The 15,557-nt window shown below is 55.6% G+C and carries 13 protein-coding genes; 9 read left to right on the top strand and 4 right to left on the bottom strand.

Features of this window, described 5'->3' with window-relative positions; translation table 11 throughout:
- The first annotated feature begins 3 nt into the window (after window positions 1-3).
- Window positions 4-2,508, top strand: coding sequence for a TonB-dependent receptor domain-containing protein (locus ACP7AJ_RS11375; protein ID WP_426060323.1), 2,505 nt, complete (start codon window positions 4-6; stop codon window positions 2,506-2,508).
- Window positions 2,509-2,627: 119 nt separating this feature from the next.
- On the opposite strand, the gene ACP7AJ_RS11370 is transcribed toward ACP7AJ_RS11375, so the two are convergent.
- Both ACP7AJ_RS11370 and ACP7AJ_RS11365 read right to left on the bottom strand, forming a co-directional pair.
- Window positions 2,628-3,956, bottom strand: coding sequence for a cation:proton antiporter (locus ACP7AJ_RS11370; protein WP_426060322.1), 1,329 nt, complete (start codon window positions 3,954-3,956; stop codon window positions 2,628-2,630).
- A 180-nt stretch (window positions 3,957-4,136) separates the two neighbouring features.
- Entirely contained in the window at window positions 4,137-5,111 is a 975-nt protein-coding gene (locus tag ACP7AJ_RS11365) for a YitT family protein (RefSeq protein WP_426060321.1), read from the bottom strand.
- Window positions 5,112-5,542: 431 nt separating this feature from the next.
- Between ACP7AJ_RS11365 and ACP7AJ_RS11360 the strand changes: the two genes are divergently transcribed.
- The 6 genes from ACP7AJ_RS11360 to ACP7AJ_RS11335 all read left to right on the top strand — a co-directional run bounded on the left by ACP7AJ_RS11360 (window position 5,543) and on the right by ACP7AJ_RS11335 (window position 10,511).
- Complete coding sequence (locus ACP7AJ_RS11360) at window positions 5,543-5,845, top strand: hypothetical protein (protein WP_426060320.1); 303 nt, start codon at window positions 5,543-5,545, stop codon at window positions 5,843-5,845.
- Between the two features lie 400 nt (window positions 5,846-6,245).
- Complete coding sequence (locus ACP7AJ_RS11355; RefSeq protein WP_426060319.1) at window positions 6,246-7,613, top strand: site-specific integrase; 1,368 nt, start codon at window positions 6,246-6,248, stop codon at window positions 7,611-7,613.
- Window positions 7,614-7,636: 23 nt separating this feature from the next.
- Window positions 7,637-8,635, top strand: a complete 999-nt coding sequence (locus tag ACP7AJ_RS11350) for a hypothetical protein (protein ID WP_426060318.1) — start codon at window positions 7,637-7,639, stop codon at window positions 8,633-8,635.
- 67 nt (window positions 8,636-8,702) lie between these two features.
- The gene (locus tag ACP7AJ_RS11345) at window positions 8,703-8,993 is read left to right on the top strand and encodes a helix-turn-helix domain-containing protein (RefSeq protein WP_426060317.1); all 291 of its coding nucleotides are present in this window, start codon (window positions 8,703-8,705) and stop codon (window positions 8,991-8,993) included.
- A gap of 197 nt (window positions 8,994-9,190) precedes the next feature.
- The gene (locus ACP7AJ_RS11340) at window positions 9,191-9,916 is read left to right on the top strand and encodes a hypothetical protein (protein ID WP_426060316.1); all 726 of its coding nucleotides are present in this window, start codon (window positions 9,191-9,193) and stop codon (window positions 9,914-9,916) included.
- Between the two features lie 94 nt (window positions 9,917-10,010).
- On the top strand, window positions 10,011-10,511 hold the full coding sequence (locus ACP7AJ_RS11335) for an HNH endonuclease (protein WP_426060315.1): 501 nt from the start codon (window positions 10,011-10,013) through the stop codon (window positions 10,509-10,511).
- A gap of 381 nt (window positions 10,512-10,892) precedes the next feature.
- On the opposite strand, the gene ACP7AJ_RS11330 is transcribed toward ACP7AJ_RS11335, so the two are convergent.
- Together ACP7AJ_RS11330 and ACP7AJ_RS11325 are read right to left on the bottom strand one after the other, a co-directional pair.
- Window positions 10,893-11,090 carry a hypothetical protein gene (locus ACP7AJ_RS11330; RefSeq protein ID WP_426060314.1) on the bottom strand — a complete coding sequence of 66 codons (198 nt, stop codon included), beginning with the start codon at window positions 11,088-11,090 and terminating at the stop codon, window positions 10,893-10,895.
- Window positions 11,091-11,187: 97 nt separating this feature from the next.
- A complete protein-coding gene (locus tag ACP7AJ_RS11325; RefSeq protein ID WP_426060313.1) occupies window positions 11,188-11,934 on the bottom strand; it encodes a DUF2806 domain-containing protein in 747 nt (248 codons plus the stop codon).
- 1,429 nt (window positions 11,935-13,363) lie between these two features.
- On the opposite strand from ACP7AJ_RS11325, the gene ACP7AJ_RS11320 reads away from it, so the two are divergent.
- Window positions 13,364-13,780, top strand: coding sequence for a hypothetical protein (locus tag ACP7AJ_RS11320; protein WP_426060312.1), 417 nt, complete (start codon window positions 13,364-13,366; stop codon window positions 13,778-13,780).
- Window positions 13,781-14,115: 335 nt separating this feature from the next.
- Entirely contained in the window at window positions 14,116-15,189 is a 1,074-nt protein-coding gene (locus ACP7AJ_RS11315) for an acyltransferase (protein ID WP_426060311.1), read from the top strand.
- The last annotated feature ends 368 nt before the right edge of the window (window positions 15,190-15,557 follow it).

Here is a 15,557-nt window from a genome sequence, read left to right as displayed (position 1 = left end):
ATCATGGCTTGCCGACTTACCCCTGCCCACTTTGCCTTTTGGCTGCTTGGCTGGCTGCTTCCTCTGGGGGCGCTGGCGCAAACCGGCGGCACGGTGCGGGGCACTTTGCTCGATGCGGCCAGCAGCCAGCCCGTTCCCTTTGCCGGGGTAGTGTTGTTGCGCAGCGCCGACTCGACCCTGGTAACTGCAGTGCAGACGGCCGAAAACGGCGCATTTGTAATTGGCAAAGTCCCCTTTGGCAGCTACCTGGTTCGCGGCACGGCGCTGGGCTACCGCACCGTGCGCCGCCCGGTACGCCTCTCGGCCGAGCTGCCCGAGGTGACGCTGGGCACCTTGCGGCTGGCGGCCACGGCCACGCAGCTGGGCTCCGTAACGGTGCAGGGCGAGCGTGCTGTGGTGCAGGATGGGCTCGACAAAAGAGTAGTCAACGTAGCCAAGGACCTAACGAGCGTGGGCGGCACGGCCCTGAACGTGCTGCAGAACGTGCCCTCCGTGGCCGTGGACCAGAACGGCACCGTGAGCCTGCGCGGCACGCCCAACGTCACCATCTACATCGATGGCAAGCCCACGGGCGCGGCCGGGGGCGGGCGCTCGGTGAACCTGGAGCAGATTCCGGCCAGCCAGATTGAAACCGTGGAAGTCATGACCAACCCCTCGGCCCGCTACGATGCCGAGGGCGGGGGCGGCATCATCAACATCGTACTAAAGAAGCAGAAGAAAGACGGCTTCAACGGGCAAGGCACGGGCACCGCCGGCACCGGCGACAAGTACAACACCTCGCTAAGCCTGAACCGGCGGCAGGGCAAGGCTAACTACTTCGGCGGCTACGATTTCCGGCAGGACCACTTCACGAACCGCTACACCACCACCCAGATTTCAGCCACCGACGACCGCAGCACCGATGCATTGCTGCACTACAACAACCGGGTGGGCACCCAGGTGCACGCCCTGCGCCTGGGCATAGACTACAACCCGAGCCCCGAGCACACGCTCACCTTCACGGCCGTGCCGCGCCTGAACCGCGTGCGCACCCCGGAAGAGCAAACCGGGCGGCTGGCCACTACCTTCCGCAGCACCGTGGCCGGCCAGCCCGACCGCCTGGAGGCCACCGAGGTACACAGCCGCAACTTCACTACCTCGCGCTCGACCACGGCCGACCTGTCGGTGGACTACCGCCGCACCTGGGCCAACGTAAAGCGCCGCGAGCTCAGCGCCAGCGCTATTTACACCCCCGTCGACGGCGAGCAACGGGTCGAGCAGCACCAGTTCCCGGGCCAGCCCAACAGCCTGCGGCAACAGCAGCGCACCACCTTCGCCCTCAAGCAAGGCAGTGCGCAGCTCGACTACGTGAACCCCTTCGGCGAGAAAGGCCGAGTAGAGCTGGGCCTGAAAACTACCTATCGCGGCACCGACGGCGCCTTGGCGTTTGAGCGGGCCAACGCCGATGGGGCCTTTGAGCGCCTGGCAGCGCTCTCAAACAGCTACCGCTACGACGAGTACATTCCGGCCGCCTACGGGCAGTTTCAGAACGAGTACGGGCCACTCACCTTCCAGGCCGGGCTGCGCGTGGAATACACCGCTACTACCGGGTTGCTGCGCACCACGGGCGAAGAGTTTGCCCGCTCCTACCTCAACTTTTTCCCGAGCGTTACGGTATCGAGGGCGCTGGCCGCCGAGCAGCGGCTGCAGCTGAGCTACTCGCGCCGCATCAACCGGCCCGACTTGCCCCTCCTCCTGCCCTTTCCCAACTACGGCGACCCGCGCAACTACCGCGTGGGCAACATCCGGCTGCTGCCTGAAAACACCAGCGTGCTCGAGTTGGGCCACCAGAAAAACTGGGGCAGCGCTACGCTCACCACCACCGCCTTTTTCCGCCAAACCAATAACTCCATTCAACGCTTTCGGGATGTAGACACGGCTGCTACGCGCCGCAACGTGCAAGGCAGCCAGGCCACCCAAAATGCCACCATCACGCGCACGTCCTACATCAACGTAGGCCACAACCGAACCTACGGCCTCGAGCTGAGCCTGAGCCTGCCAGTGGCCAAGTGGTGGCGCGTGGCGGCCAACGGCTCGCTCTATCGCAACGAAATTTCGTCGATGCTCAACAACGAGGCCGATAATCGCAACATCGCCTACACCGGCCGCCTCAACACAACCATCACCCCCGTGAAGCGCCTCGACGTGCAGCTAACCGGTACTTACCGCTCGCGCCAGGTGGGCCCCACACTGGGCGGACTGGCCCCCATTTACTTCGTAGACGTGGCCCTGAAAAAGGAGGTGCTCAAAGACCGGGGCTCGCTGCTGCTGCGGGTTTCGGACGTGTTCGACACCCAGGTTTTACGCGTGCAGGCCTACGCCCCAGGACTAGATTTCAACATCCGCATCAAGCGCGAAACCCGCGTAGGCTACCTGAGCTTTACTTACCGCTTCGGCAACGACCAAGCCCCGCGGCGGCGCGCACGCCCCGACCAGCCCGCTCCCAGCGGCATCGACATTGGCGGTTAGCACGGCCGGGGCCACACGGAGCAGCTGTGTCATCAGGAAAGGGCTTTCCTCTTAAATAGTTGTATGGCAGTAAGCAACCAGCCGAAACCTGGATGCCTGCCATAGGGCCGCGTGGCTGGCTATTCGGTGGCAGGAGAAGCCGCGCCCCCCGGATTCGATTTGGTATCGGCGGCCTCCTCTTCGGCTTTGCTTTCTTCAGCAAGCTCGGCAGCAATCTTTCGGCCGTGGCGCCGGTCCAGCCAGTTCATAACGGGCGTAGCCAACACGCCGTGCAGCGTAATGGATACCAATATGATGAATCCCAGCACCGCCCACAGCAATCGGGCCTGAGGAAAATTGGCGCGTTCCAAAGCGAAGGCAATGTAGAAGACTGAACCAATGCCTCGGATGCCAAAAAAAGAGATAACTGCCCGCTCAGCCACTGTCACGCGCTTGGACTGCATCAGCGTGAGCATGCCGCCCAGGGGTCGCAGCACCAGCAGCAGCAGCAGCCCTACCCCCACTCCCGCCCAGGTAAGCGGAGCCAGCAGCCCGCCCGCAATGGCCCCGCCAAAGAGAATGAGGATAATCACAATCAAGAGGCGCTCCATCTGGTCGGTGAAGGCGTGCATTTGCCTGTGATACTCGTGCTTGCGTTCGCGGCCGCGCAGCGTCACGGCCGCCACAAACACGGCCAGGAAGCCGTAGCCGTGCAGCAGCTCGGTAACGCCGTAGCTGGTGAGGGTAACGGCTAATGCCACAAAGCCATAGGCACTGGCCTTGACACTAAAGCGCTTGGGCAAATTAAAAATAAGATACGCCAGCAGCAGTCCCGACAGCCAGCCCAGCAGCACCCCCGCCGCCAAACGGTAGAGCACGTCCATCCATAGCCAGTTCAGCATGCGCTCCCCCACCGGCGTCGCTTCCGGAAGCAGGGCAATGGCCAGCCATACGAACGGAAACGCCAGGCCGTCGTTGAGGCCGGCTTCGCCCGTGAGGGAGAACCGCACGTTGTCTTCGCGGCCTTCGCCAGGGTCGCCCACCTGCACATCGCCGGCCAGTACGGGGTCGGTAGGGGCCAGCGCGGCGGCCAGCAGCACCGCCGAGGGCAGGGCCAGCCCCAGCAGCGCCAACCCCATCCACGTGATGCCGGCAATGGTGATAACCATGAGCACCAGCACCAGCAGCAGGGGCGTGCGCCAGGCCCGCACCGAAAACGGCCGATCTATTTTCAGGCCCGTGCCGGTGAGGGCCACAATTACGCACAGCTCCGACAAGTGCGTGGTGAGCTTGGGGTACTCAAAAGGGTCGGTAGAAGGAAGCCCAATTGGCAGCGAGAACACGCCCAGGCCCAGCAAAATGTAAAAAATAGGATAGGAAAGCGGGTACTTCTCGAGCAGAGAAGGCAACCATGCCACCCCCAAAATAGCCACGCCCAATAAGACTAGGGCAACGTTATAAAAAGACATAGCAACAAGTGATAGGCGTGGAAGCCACATGGCTTCTGCAAGGCAAGCCGCTTTAGCCCGCGGCTCTGAATACGTAAGAACTGCCACGGCGGCTCTGCGCGCGGTCAGGGCGAGCAGCTTGTAGTCGTTCTCAGGCCAGTTTTTATAGCGCGAGCTGCACAAACTGGCCTGAGAACAACCCTAATGCAGCGGGCGCCTTTTCACGAGGCCACCTTTGGTTTCGCGCACACTGTGCATCACCACAAAAGCCCGGGGGTCAATCTGGTCGATTTCATCTTTGAGGCGAGATACTTCCAGCCGGGTGGTGACCGTAAAAACGATGTCGATGGCCTCACGCGTCTGTCCCTCCGAGCCGTAGCCGCGCCGCCCGGCGTAGATGGTGGCTCCGCGCCCCAGCTTTTCGGTGAGCATGCGGCGAATTTTCTCGCTGTGCGCCGAGATGATGGTGACGCCCGTGTACTCCTCAATGCCTTCGATGATGAAATCTATGGTTTTAGCAGCCGAGAGATAGGCCAAGATGGAATACAACGCCGTTTCGACGGACAGCAACAGCGCCGCGGCGCCAAAAATCACCAGGTTGATGAGCAGCACCACGTCGCCGACCGACACAGACGTGCGCTTGCTCAGGTACAGGGCCAGTACCTCGGTGCCGTCGAGCACGGCCCCGCCGCGGACGGTGAGGCCAATGCCCGCCCCCAAAAAGAAGCCGCCAAACACGGCAATCAGCAACTTGTCATCGGTGAGCGAGGGCACTGAGATAACGAGCAGCACCAAGGCCAGGCTCACAATGGCCAGCAGCGTTTTAAAGGCAAACTCCTTGCCCAACTGGTAGTAGCCCATCACAATGAAAGGCAGGTTAAGCAACACAATCAGCAGCGAAACCGACACGCCTGATAGCTGATTACCCAGCAGCGAAATGCCTGTAACGCCGCCATCGATAAAGCCATTGGGCAGCAGAAACCCCTTAAGGCCCAAGGCAGCACACAGCACCCCGGTGGCCATGAAAGCAAACTGCACCAGCTGGCGCCGGACCGTCAGGCCCGTAAAAGGAAATACCCAGGCTTCGGGCGGGGGCGGGCCACTCGGGAGTTTTTCTTCCAAGGCCCGGCGATGCTTTTGGCGGTATTGGCGAATGATAAATTGAGGTAGCAACATACCGTCTGATTGGGAGCCGGGGCCCTGTGGGCGGTGCCCGCGCCACAGCCCCGACAATTTAGAAGAATACAAACAACTGGCCGCAGCGGAGCCGGTGCGCCCCAAGGCAACGCTCACTCTGCCACGGCTACACAAACCGAGTAAACAGACAGTAGAGCTAGGGAGCGTTGGGCGAGAGAGTGTCTCGAAGCAGCCGTACGCGGAAGCAGCCGAGCAGCTCCCCGACCTGCGTCCTCGGTGCCGTGCCCGCCGCCAGTATAGCGGCCTCCCGCCAAGCTGACTCATACCCCACCAAAGACCTGGGTATCGGCCCCGATAAGAGAAGGCCCGCACCCCAGCCGTTCATTGCGTTCACGCAAAGCGCTTCTTGCTGGCTAAGCAGCCAGTGGTTCCAGGAAACTACGCCCGGCTCATGGGCGCGCACCACAGCAGTGGGCGTTGCCGCAGGAGCCGCCTTCACAGACGGCACCGCACTCAACATCCCCAACAGCATTGCTGCAAGACATACCAAGCGTAGAAAGCAGGGGGCAGAAGAAATCAGCAGCACAGGCGGCAATTGCGAACAAGCATGCAATACGCTCTTAGCGAATCAACGGCTGCTGGTAAAAATAGTTGAAACCAAGGCCAGCGCTCAATGCTGTAACGCAAACATCTGCAGCCATTGGAAAGCCATTAATGCTTTTGCTTTGTTGCGGCCGAGCCGCCTGTTCAGGGTGCACCTCGGCTGCAAGTAGGTATCCTGAACAGGCGGCGCTAAGTGGTGAAGGGCTTATGGCCCGGCAGCCAAGCTAAAGTTGTGCAGTCAATATCAGTCTTCGGCTCAATCCAAATGCTGTATTCACTTTTAGCCCTGAAGAATTAGCACTTTATAGCCAACTGTTTTTCTACAAAAAAAGCCACTTGCGCTAAACAGCAAGTGGCTTTCCAACTTTTGAGCGAGAAACGAGGCTCGAACTCGCGACCCTCAGCTTGGGAAGCTACACTTTGGGGTTTATCGATAATTGCTAATATACCCTAGCAGTATAATAAACTGCGTTTACAGCGTCCCTAGCCTATTGAAGCTTATTGTCGTTACCCCCCTTTCTATTACATTTGTTTAAACCAGCGTTTAAACCAGCGTTGGAATAAGCAGATATGGCAACCACGGAGCACAAGGAAGGCAAGGCTACGGTCAAGGTCGTTTACTACACCTACAAGACGCTGGCCGATGGGTCGCACCCGTTTATGGTGCGCATCACCAAAAACCGCAAGCTGAAGTACATCGCCACCGGCCAGAGCTTGCACCCGAAGTACTGGAACCCGCTCAAAAAGGAAGTACGCAAAAGCTATCCGGACAAAGCCCGCGAAAAGCTGCTGACGAAGCTGGCCGAATGGCAAGCAAAGTACAGCGGGGCCGCCGATACGCTGGCCGAAGCCGACGAGCAACACGACGCCCCGGCCGTAGCAGCCAAAGCCATTGAGGGCCGCAAGGCAGCACGGCGGGTGAAGCTGCTGGCATACTGCGACGAGCTGAGCGCGGGCTACTTCAAAACCGGGCAAGCTGGCAATGCCACCGTGTACCGCGACCTACGCAACCAGTTGGCGAAGTTCGTTGCAGCTGAGGCCAACGCGCCCGCCCCGCCCACCGGCCGGGGCCAAGCTGACGCCTGGGCTGAATGGGTAAGCAGCTACGACGTGCCCCTTGACCGGGTAAATGTGGCGTTCTGCCACGAATGGGAGCAAACGCTACGCGCTACGGGTATCAAGGAAATAACCTTGTCGCTGCGGTTCCGCACGTTGCGGGCCGTGCTCAATCAAGCCATTGCGGCTGGGTTGGTGAAGCCCACGGCCTACCCGTTTGCCCGCACCGTGGCCGAAAAGCACAAGCTGCAAGTCGGCAAGTTTGACGTCAGCACAGGCAAGCGGGCCATTAGCCGCGATGAGTTGCGCAACCTTGAAGCCCTGCCTCCGGCCACTGACCGGCAACGGCTGGCGAAAGACGTATTTCTGTTCTCGTTCTACGGAGGCGGTATCAATTTTGTGGATTTGGCCCAATTGCGTTGGCGCGACCTTAGCGGGGCTGCCGTGGGCACCGGCCACCCCGACCGCTTGCACTACGTGCGCCAAAAGACAGGCGGTAAGTTCTCGCTGCGATTGCTGGCACCCGCCGCCGCTATTGTGGCCGCTTACCGGCCGTTCACCTTTGCCACGCCCGATAGCTACGTGTTTCCGGTGCTGGAATCTGCCAAGCACGTAAGCCCCGCTCAGGTGAGCAACCGGCTGCACAAGGTGCTGGGGCAAGTGAACAGCGACCTGAAAACGCTGGGGCAACTCGCTGGCATTGCCACGCCGCTAACTACCTACGTGGCCCGGCACACCTTCGCTACCACGCTGCGCATGAGCGGGGCGGGTACGGCGGTTATCTCGCAAGCAATGGGGCATAAGTCGGAAGCCGTTACTGCTGTGTATCTCGACAGCTTCGCTTCTGAGTTGGTGGATACGGCTTTTGAGGGCTTACTTTAATTACCACTCTGTTCATATTTAGCATGGAAACCACTACGCAACATCCGCTTTCACAGGCATTTATTCAACAAGCGAGTATCATTATAGGGCACCGCCAAGAAATAAGGGGCATTCAACCTCTTAATCAAAACGACATTCAGCGGGAATGTGATAACATCAAGGCCGTTAGCCCGCGCATTCTACAGGCTGGCTTAGACGAGGAGGACGGCGTTTATTTCTTCAAGTATCGTCTTCAAGGGCAGGAAATTCAAATTCACTGCGAGGCCGCCGATTCTCCGGCCGTGGCTCTTTACTACGGAGTAAAAGCCCTTAAATCCGATGGTATTAGCTACAAATTGTCTTTCCCTAAGCCAAACTTAAAAGACTTGCGGAAGCCGCCTTATACACTTGACCAAGAGATATCAGTACGAAGCGAGCTGAGGGGGCTTTTAAGCAGCTTTGAAGAACAAGTAGAAGAAGCCTTGGCTTCAACGCTTCATATTGAAGCCCAGTTAGACATATTACAAGCCATTCTGACTGACTTAGAAAGCGCGGATTGGGATGATGAAACTACAGGAAGTGTCATGGCACGGTGGGCAGTAAACAGAGCGGAGAAATGGGCTGAAGAAAGATATGAATTCAAGGTTCAGGAAATAGAAGCATTACCTGATGATGAGAAACAAAGAAGCTGTGCCGCTTTGCGTAACAATCCGCATACTGAGGCAAATGATACTCTCACGCACGGGCTGACACTGGCTGAGTTAGCCCTAATAGAAATTTACGAAGGCCGCTTTTTGAATATAGAGGCGGCTAACCGACTTGCTCTTAAGAACGGCCTCAGCTGTGGGCAAAGGCTTTTAGCGAAATTCAATTTATTTGATACACCCAAACAAAGAACTGGCATTGACACGTCCCGTTCACGCAACTACATGGTGAAATCCCTCAAGAGGTTATTACCGTTGCTCTCGGACAAAGGACGGCAAAATGCTGAAAAAGAGATACAAACACTCATGGCTCGCACTGACTATAAAGATTTAAACTAGTTTAAACCGGTTACGCTTTCGCTGCTGGGAGAGCTTTGCCACTGTTAAACCAAACAACAGTAGCACTATGCATAACCCCTTTGAAACCATCAACGCCAGGCTTGCCAATCTGGAAGCCTTAGCCTTGGAAGCCCTGAGCATAAGCCGGGGCTATCATGTGCCAGCCGCCGAGGTGGGCGGCATCGAATTAGCACAAGAAATAACCCGCCTGAGCAAACCCCGCATTTATGCCCTCGTTTCCGAGCGGGGTATTCCGCATGCCAAGCGCGGCAATAAGCTGTACTTCAACCAGGCCGAATTGCTGGATTGGGTTGCAACTGGCAACCGTGCCCAACGCTCGAAAGATATTTCGGAGTAGGCCCGCTGATCATGTTCGACGGCGTTGCAATACACCTGAAGTTGCCCAGCAACGACCCCGGCGCGGAACCACGGCTTGCCCGTTCTGTTGCCTTTGCTGAGGCTGACGATGAACTCGACAAAAGAGGGCGAGTTAGGGCTTCTCACCGAGGCTTTCGATTCAGATACGCAAATGGGTTTCTACAGGCTTGGGGCTCCTTGCACACCTTCGCCCACGGCCATAACCTAGGCACCTTCACCGCAACGGATGTGCGGGTCGCCATCATAGAGTTTGCGGGCGCACTTGATGTGCCACCCGAAAAGCTAACGATACATGGGCTAGAAGTGGGGGTAAACCTGCCTGTGGCCGAATCCCCGCGCCTGTTTCTGGAAAGCCTCGCCAGCCACAAAGGCAGCCCCTTAGCAGCCCTCAAACCACCCGCCGGGGCCGCCCGCCCATTGGAGTATGGGGCGCACCACTCGGAGTACCGCCTTAAATATTACAACAAATCCGAGTACAGCCGCCGAAAGGGTCGTTGCCTGCCCGATACGGTCGCCCCGCACCTGTTACGCTACGAGGTTGTTTTTGAATGCCTGCGGCCTATGCGCAAAGTAACGGGGCTGTCGGAATTGACCCTTGCCGACCTGCCTCGCCCGCCAGTAATGGCAGCCTTTGCCAACCACCTGCGCTTTCATTGGAGCGCCACCAAACGCCACCAAGCCCTGGACTACGATGACCTTTCCCTTGCCGAAGCGGCGCTTTTACACGCTGCTGCCGACCCTGCTTTCTGGCAAGCCATGAGGGCCAGCCAAGCCCGCTCTACCTACGACCGCAACAAGGCCAAAGCCACGGCACTACTACGCCAACGCACCGCGCCCCACCCTTACGACGCTGTTTTTGCCCGCGAGTTGGAGCGCCTGCTTCAACTACCTACAACTGCCTGACCAATGCCCACAAATGGGGGTGTTTACTACCCTTGTAATCATCTGGTAAACCACCCTCACAGGCAGCACCCCGGCCCCCTCATGCCCTTACCCAATGCTTATTCCCATCATCGAACACGAAGGCCATTATCTGCACCGCATGAAAGGCGTGAGCCGCTACTATATCAGTAAGTGCGGGGCCATCTACTCCACGTACAAAAACGAGTTATTAAAGCCTTCTCCGCAATCGAATGGCTACCTACAGACAGGGTTTAGACTAGATGATGGCAGCTATAAGCGGCTGTTAGTTTCCCGTTTGGTTGCTCTCCAATTCATATACAATCCCGACCCTGAAAGCAAAGTACAAGTCAATCACATAAATGGAAACAAGAGAGACTGCCGCACCCGCAACTTGGAATGGGTGACCAATACCGAGAATAACCACCATGCTAGGAGGATAGGACTGATGCCAAGCGCCGGAAATCCCGCAAACCGGTCAGTTATTCGCGGGCTCTGTGCACCTGTGCAACACGACCAGATAATATCGCGCTTTTACGACTTTGAGTCAGTGCCTACTTCCTACCCAGAATCAGACGCCAATGCTACGCGGGCCTAAGCTGTATCCCACTGGTTGGGCACTACTTATCGCTGTTTCCGAACGTCAGGCCCGCCGACGGGTCAGCAAGGCCCACGGGCTACCCAGCGGGGCCGTTATTGTGCTGGTTACAGTGGCCGCGCTGCACGAATTGGGCGGAATTATCGCCCCAAAGCAGCTACACGAGGCCCGTTTAATGTCCCCGAGTCTGCTACGAAAATATCTAGCGCGTCTGGTAAAGGCAGGGCTGGTCGAACGCTACACCTCCCGGGGCCGCGCCCGCCTACGGCTTACCCTGACCGTAATGGGAGTGACTACCCTCTATCAGCGGCACCTTTTGGGTGGGGCACGACAATACGAGCGCAAGCAATCAATCGAGTGACTAAAGAAAATAATGGATAATTAACCGCACCTATTTTCAAGAGAAGTGGATATTTGGAATCCATTTCCAACCCACCAATTTATAGCTTTATCCTGAATTTTATCATCATATTCAACTTCGACAATAGAAGCTAATTCTTTTCCGATTTGCGTTAGAAGCACAGCACCTATTGGAAGCGAAATGCGATTTTCTACGGGGTCTAATTTTTCAAGATGCATTTTTTCCCATTGTATGTTACATCAATTGAATCATCCTTTTCAAACTCTAATGCAAACCCAGAAGTCATAGAATCAAATTCTATGAGTCCGATGCTTGCTAAATGTTGTAGGCAGTCAAAAGTGAAAGCATTTTTTTATTTAGTTCACTTTGAGCCGAATGTTCAAGTGCAATGAAAAGGCCCTCTGTCTTTTCTTTCCACAGATATGAGCACAAGCGTTGGAAGTCATTAGCTTCAGACTGGGTGAGGGTTGATAAAAAACCTATCGTACGTAAAGAGAAACTTCCGGGCTGCTTAACCTCACCCGCAAGAATTCGCCCCCATATGGCCTGAATTTCCGGCTCTGAAACATCTCCTCCTGTACGATAAAAGCGGTTAATCCAAGTCTGGCTAACCGGTTCATCTGAAACCTGAGTTTCATTCTCCAATGCATTAGCAGCAAAACCGTTAATAGCTTCAATGTTTAGCTGGCTCATTGCATTTTGATATGCAACCCGATTATTGCCTCTTTCAATTAGTGTTAGCGGTTTATAGGAGTCCTGTGTGAGTTGCGCCTGAATGCTACCAGATGCAATGTTCAGTTCTGCTAAATGCTGCCCGCCTGTTGTCAGCTCACCAATTGCCCGTGCCCGCTCAACTAAAACCTTTGTTTCGGCAGTTCCTGTTTTTTCGATTCGGTAAACTTCATTATCTACATCCTTCTTATTAAGCCAAAGTGCATTTGCCAAGCGTCCGCACCCTGCCTCGATTGTTGTTATAAGTTTAACGAATGGCTTGCTCAGTCCGGCAAAATCACCGACGTTGATGAGCGAGTCTTTGGACTCTGGGCTTGGTGCGTCTGGCATGGTATAGAATTACGGGTAAGTGTGCCTCTAAACTACGGCGACGCATTCGCTTCATAGCCTGTACAGCCCTTCTTCGGGCAGATGGCGCAACGGCAATACTTGGAGAACTTTACCAAAGTAGTTCAGCGAGCTCCAAAGGCTGAGTAATAAAAAGCCCCGCCAATTGACGGGGGTTTTTAGTGCCCCCTTTGCGGCCACTCTCAACATACATAAGAGAGTACTTCTCACAAGGCCGGGGCTGCTGAGCAAAGCCATTAGGGCGATGCTGGAAACCGAGAGCCTCGAACAACCAGGCCGTTCCCCCCATTTCGCGGGTTTCAAAAAGAGCATTGTATAAGCTCAGATTGGCCTACCAAGGTTGCTGTGAGAGGCCGGGCACAATGGGAACGTGAAACCATTCAACCCGGTGGCCATCCATCGAGCCCCACCGCCCCCCACTGAGCACACCCTGACTGAAGCCACGCCACCGGCTGCCAGCAGCGGGCAAGGGCAACGGAGAAAGGAAGCGAAACAAGGGGAGCGCCACCGCAAAAGGAAACAGAGCAACCCCTTCGCTACTGTACTCCAACCGAAGCCACGGGCACTCCAACCGCCTCCGATTACCAGTTGCTAGGCTTCAGCGGCCCCGACCCTATCTGTAGCCGCTGCGCTCAGGATGCCCACCGCGCCGCCAATAAGTCAACGCCTGATTACATAGCCCCCAACTTCGATTTAGATTTACTGCGCTCCCGCATCTCTCCAATCCAACCACGCTTTACATGGCCGCCTGCTGGGCTTGCGGCGACTTAACTGGCCTGTTGCCCGCCCACGAGTTTGGTGTTTCCGCCCCGCCCAAAGCCGCCCATCGATTCGCCGCTGCGGTGCTCAGTGCTTGGCTAAGCGGGGAGCTGCCAGCAGGCCGGGTAGGGCGGGTTCGGGCATAGTATCACGCGAGGCGTTACTGTGTAGAATTCAAGCCCGCTAACTCCTTATTTATCCATACCGAGGCCACTCGCAACCCAACCGAAGCCGTTGCCCGTTTCATACAGGCCGCTTCCTGTTAGATTAACCAACCGAAGCAAAATGCCCCGGCCTCACGGTTCGGGGCATTTTCGTGTCCATCACCTTGCAATAACTTGGCAATATTCTATATTCGGGGCGAGGTTCTATCCTGCCTCCCAACCAATGAAGTGGTTACTCCTGGCCCTGCTGCTGCCCATCGTGGGCACCATCACCGCCGCCCCCGTCCCAGCCCATAATTCCACCTCTCAGCGAGTAGAAACCCACCGCGCTACGGCCGTATATCTATGTGCTAATGGCAAGACCGTGGTCTACCATAGTAGCCGAAGCTGCGCGGCCATGCGCCGCTGTTCGCATACCATGCAAGCTGTTTCAATCAAAGAAGCGACAGCTACAGGGCACCGCAAGTGCACGAAATGCTATTAGAACAATGAAACACATATTCATTATATCAGTGCTGACTCTGCTTTGCAGAACATCGTTTGCACAGGCCGGGCTACCAATTCGGGGCAGTGATTGGGGGAAAAGCGATGAACACATAAAGAGCCGACTACTCAGCGAGCCGGGGTTTGAGCGATACCGCGTTAATGATGGCGATGGAACTAGGATAGTAATTTATCGAAGTGTTGACGGAATGCGTGAAATGCTTGCTTATAGTTTCAGAAATGACTCACTTGTTGCCGTGACAAGGTCGATGCCTTTGCAATATGCTCGATATATCACTCCAAGCACTAGCTGGAAGCAAGTTGAAATTAATCAATGGCTAATAGAAGGGGAAAACATTTGGATTAAACGCTATTATAACGGACAGTTCATAGAAGACCGGATTCATCGCATTCACCTTTAATGCAAAGCCCCGACACATTACGCGCCGGGGCTTTTCGCATCAGTGGCTGAGCTGGCAACTACAAACCTTGATGACTAGATAAAGATAAGCACAAAGCCCTTCACCTCGATAGCGTTATTACCACGAAAAACACTGGTGACATACAGAAAAGCTAGGGTGTGTCCCCAGATGTACCCCCAACAAAGAAAAAGACCGTTCTCCCTATGAAAAACGCGGGGCTTTGTCGTAAAGAGAGCTAGCAACTACAACCTCTCGGGTAAGAATACGGACACCAGCTGCTGGCCAGGCTCAGGAAATACCAGAGGCTCGATATGGGCGGGCTTACATTTGCATGTTTGGCTTTGACTGGCTATACTTTTACGGGTCCATTTTCTACTTTTTATCAAAATATGCCTCAAGCGCACGCTTCTTCTCTGACAATAACTCCCACTGTCACGCCACGCAACTATTCCATCGATGCCTTTCGATTGCTAGGCGCTATCGCTGTTATCCTGCTGCATGTGAAATACAGGGGGCTTTCAAACGAAGTCGTTCTGCCGCTGCGGTGGTTTGGCCGGTTTGCTGTCCCCTTTTTTTTTATGGCAAGCGGCTATTTCTTTCAAAAGAATTATGCCAAACAAGGAGATGCAGCGGTCATGAAAAGCTTACTGAACCTGCTCCCCATCGCTTTGGTGGCCAACTTGGTTTTTATCCTCTTCGAAACGAGCCAATCAGGCGGGGACTTAAGTAAAGTCTTCTCGGTTCGCCTTTTCACGATGAGCGGACACTTGTGGTTTCTTAATGCCTTGATTGGGGCTTATCTCATGCTGTGGCTGCTGCTGGAGCGGAAGGCCGACGCGTGGCTCTTGCCGCTCGCCCACGCTATCGTAGCCTTTTCGCTAATCACCAACGCGTACTCGTTGCTGCTGGGCCTGAAAGCAGAGAAAGCATTTGCAATGATGATTCTCTCGCTGCCCTTTCTGATTTATGGCTACAAGGCATCGCAGACTGATTTTGTGGCAAAGCACATCAGCGTGTGGGGAGCAGTCTTGTTAATTATAGGTGGGCTTTTCCTGCAAACGGCCGAAATTCTTTTTCTGTACAAGCACAGTGGGTACAGCCCACATAACCAGGAATTCCTCCTTGGCTCGTTATTCTATGCCGGTGGCATATTTGCATTGGCACTGAAACTATCAATGCCACACGACACAGTATTCTCCGAGTACGGCCGTAAATACTCCCTGACAATTTATTTATACCATCCGCTCATTGTGGCCGCAGTATCCTATGCGATGAGCCAGTTACCTGCCGCTTCCCTCCCCATAGGGTTGTGGCTAAACCCGGTTCTATGCGTTGCCCTGACGTTGCTCATCATCCGGGTGCTGAGTGTAAAAACGCCGCGTGTATTTCGCTTTCTCAACGGCATTTAAGGGAGGACTCAGTCGGTTCTCTCCTGCCCGGCGGTTTCATTTGCTACGAAAGCAAAGTCACCAGCTGTTGGCGAAGCTGAGAAAATACCAGAGACATTACGAAAAAGCCCCAGCCTTTGTAGGTCGGGGCTTTTGTTATTGGGTTGATAACGCTCATTAATAGAATTATCCTTAGAGCCTTATTCGTTAGTGCCGAGCCTGAAAGGCCAAGCGGCTATTCCGACCAACACGGATTGAAACAGGCTGGCCGGGCCTCCGCTGGAAGAATTCGAACCTTCGACCTCTTGCGTGTGAAGCAAGCGCTCTAAACCAACTGAGCTAACATCCCGAAGAGAAAACGCAAACACAAACCACACGTGCGGCGTAGT

This window comes from Hymenobacter sp. B1770, from assembly GCF_049896385.1.
GTDB lineage: Bacteria > Bacteroidota > Bacteroidia > Cytophagales > Hymenobacteraceae > Hymenobacter.
Note: the sequence above shows the minus strand (reverse complement) of the source record. Positions and strands in the feature narration are given on the sequence as shown.

Excerpts from the sequence above, each read along its gene's own strand:
- ACP7AJ_RS11375 (WP_426060323.1), top strand. The coding sequence starts at position 4 with ATGGCTTGCCGACTTACCCCTGCCCACTTTGCCTTTTGGCTGCTTGGC.
- ACP7AJ_RS11355 (WP_426060319.1), top strand. The coding sequence starts at position 6,246 with ATGGCAACCACGGAGCACAAGGAAGGCAAGGCTACGGTCAAGGTCGTT.
- ACP7AJ_RS11335 (WP_426060315.1), top strand. The coding sequence starts at position 10,011 with ATGCTTATTCCCATCATCGAACACGAAGGCCATTATCTGCACCGCATG.
- ACP7AJ_RS11325 (WP_426060313.1), bottom strand. The coding sequence starts at position 11,934 with ATGCCAGACGCACCAAGCCCAGAGTCCAAAGACTCGCTCATCAACGTC.
- ACP7AJ_RS11320 (WP_426060312.1), top strand. The coding sequence starts at position 13,364 with ATGAAACACATATTCATTATATCAGTGCTGACTCTGCTTTGCAGAACA.
- ACP7AJ_RS11365 (WP_426060321.1), bottom strand. The coding sequence starts at position 5,111 with ATGTTGCTACCTCAATTTATCATTCGCCAATACCGCCAAAAGCATCGC.
- ACP7AJ_RS11345 (WP_426060317.1), top strand. The coding sequence starts at position 8,703 with ATGCATAACCCCTTTGAAACCATCAACGCCAGGCTTGCCAATCTGGAA.
- ACP7AJ_RS11330 (WP_426060314.1), bottom strand. The coding sequence starts at position 11,090 with ATGCATCTTGAAAAATTAGACCCCGTAGAAAATCGCATTTCGCTTCCA.
- ACP7AJ_RS11370 (WP_426060322.1), bottom strand. The coding sequence starts at position 3,956 with ATGTCTTTTTATAACGTTGCCCTAGTCTTATTGGGCGTGGCTATTTTG.
- ACP7AJ_RS11350 (WP_426060318.1), top strand. The coding sequence starts at position 7,637 with ATGGAAACCACTACGCAACATCCGCTTTCACAGGCATTTATTCAACAA.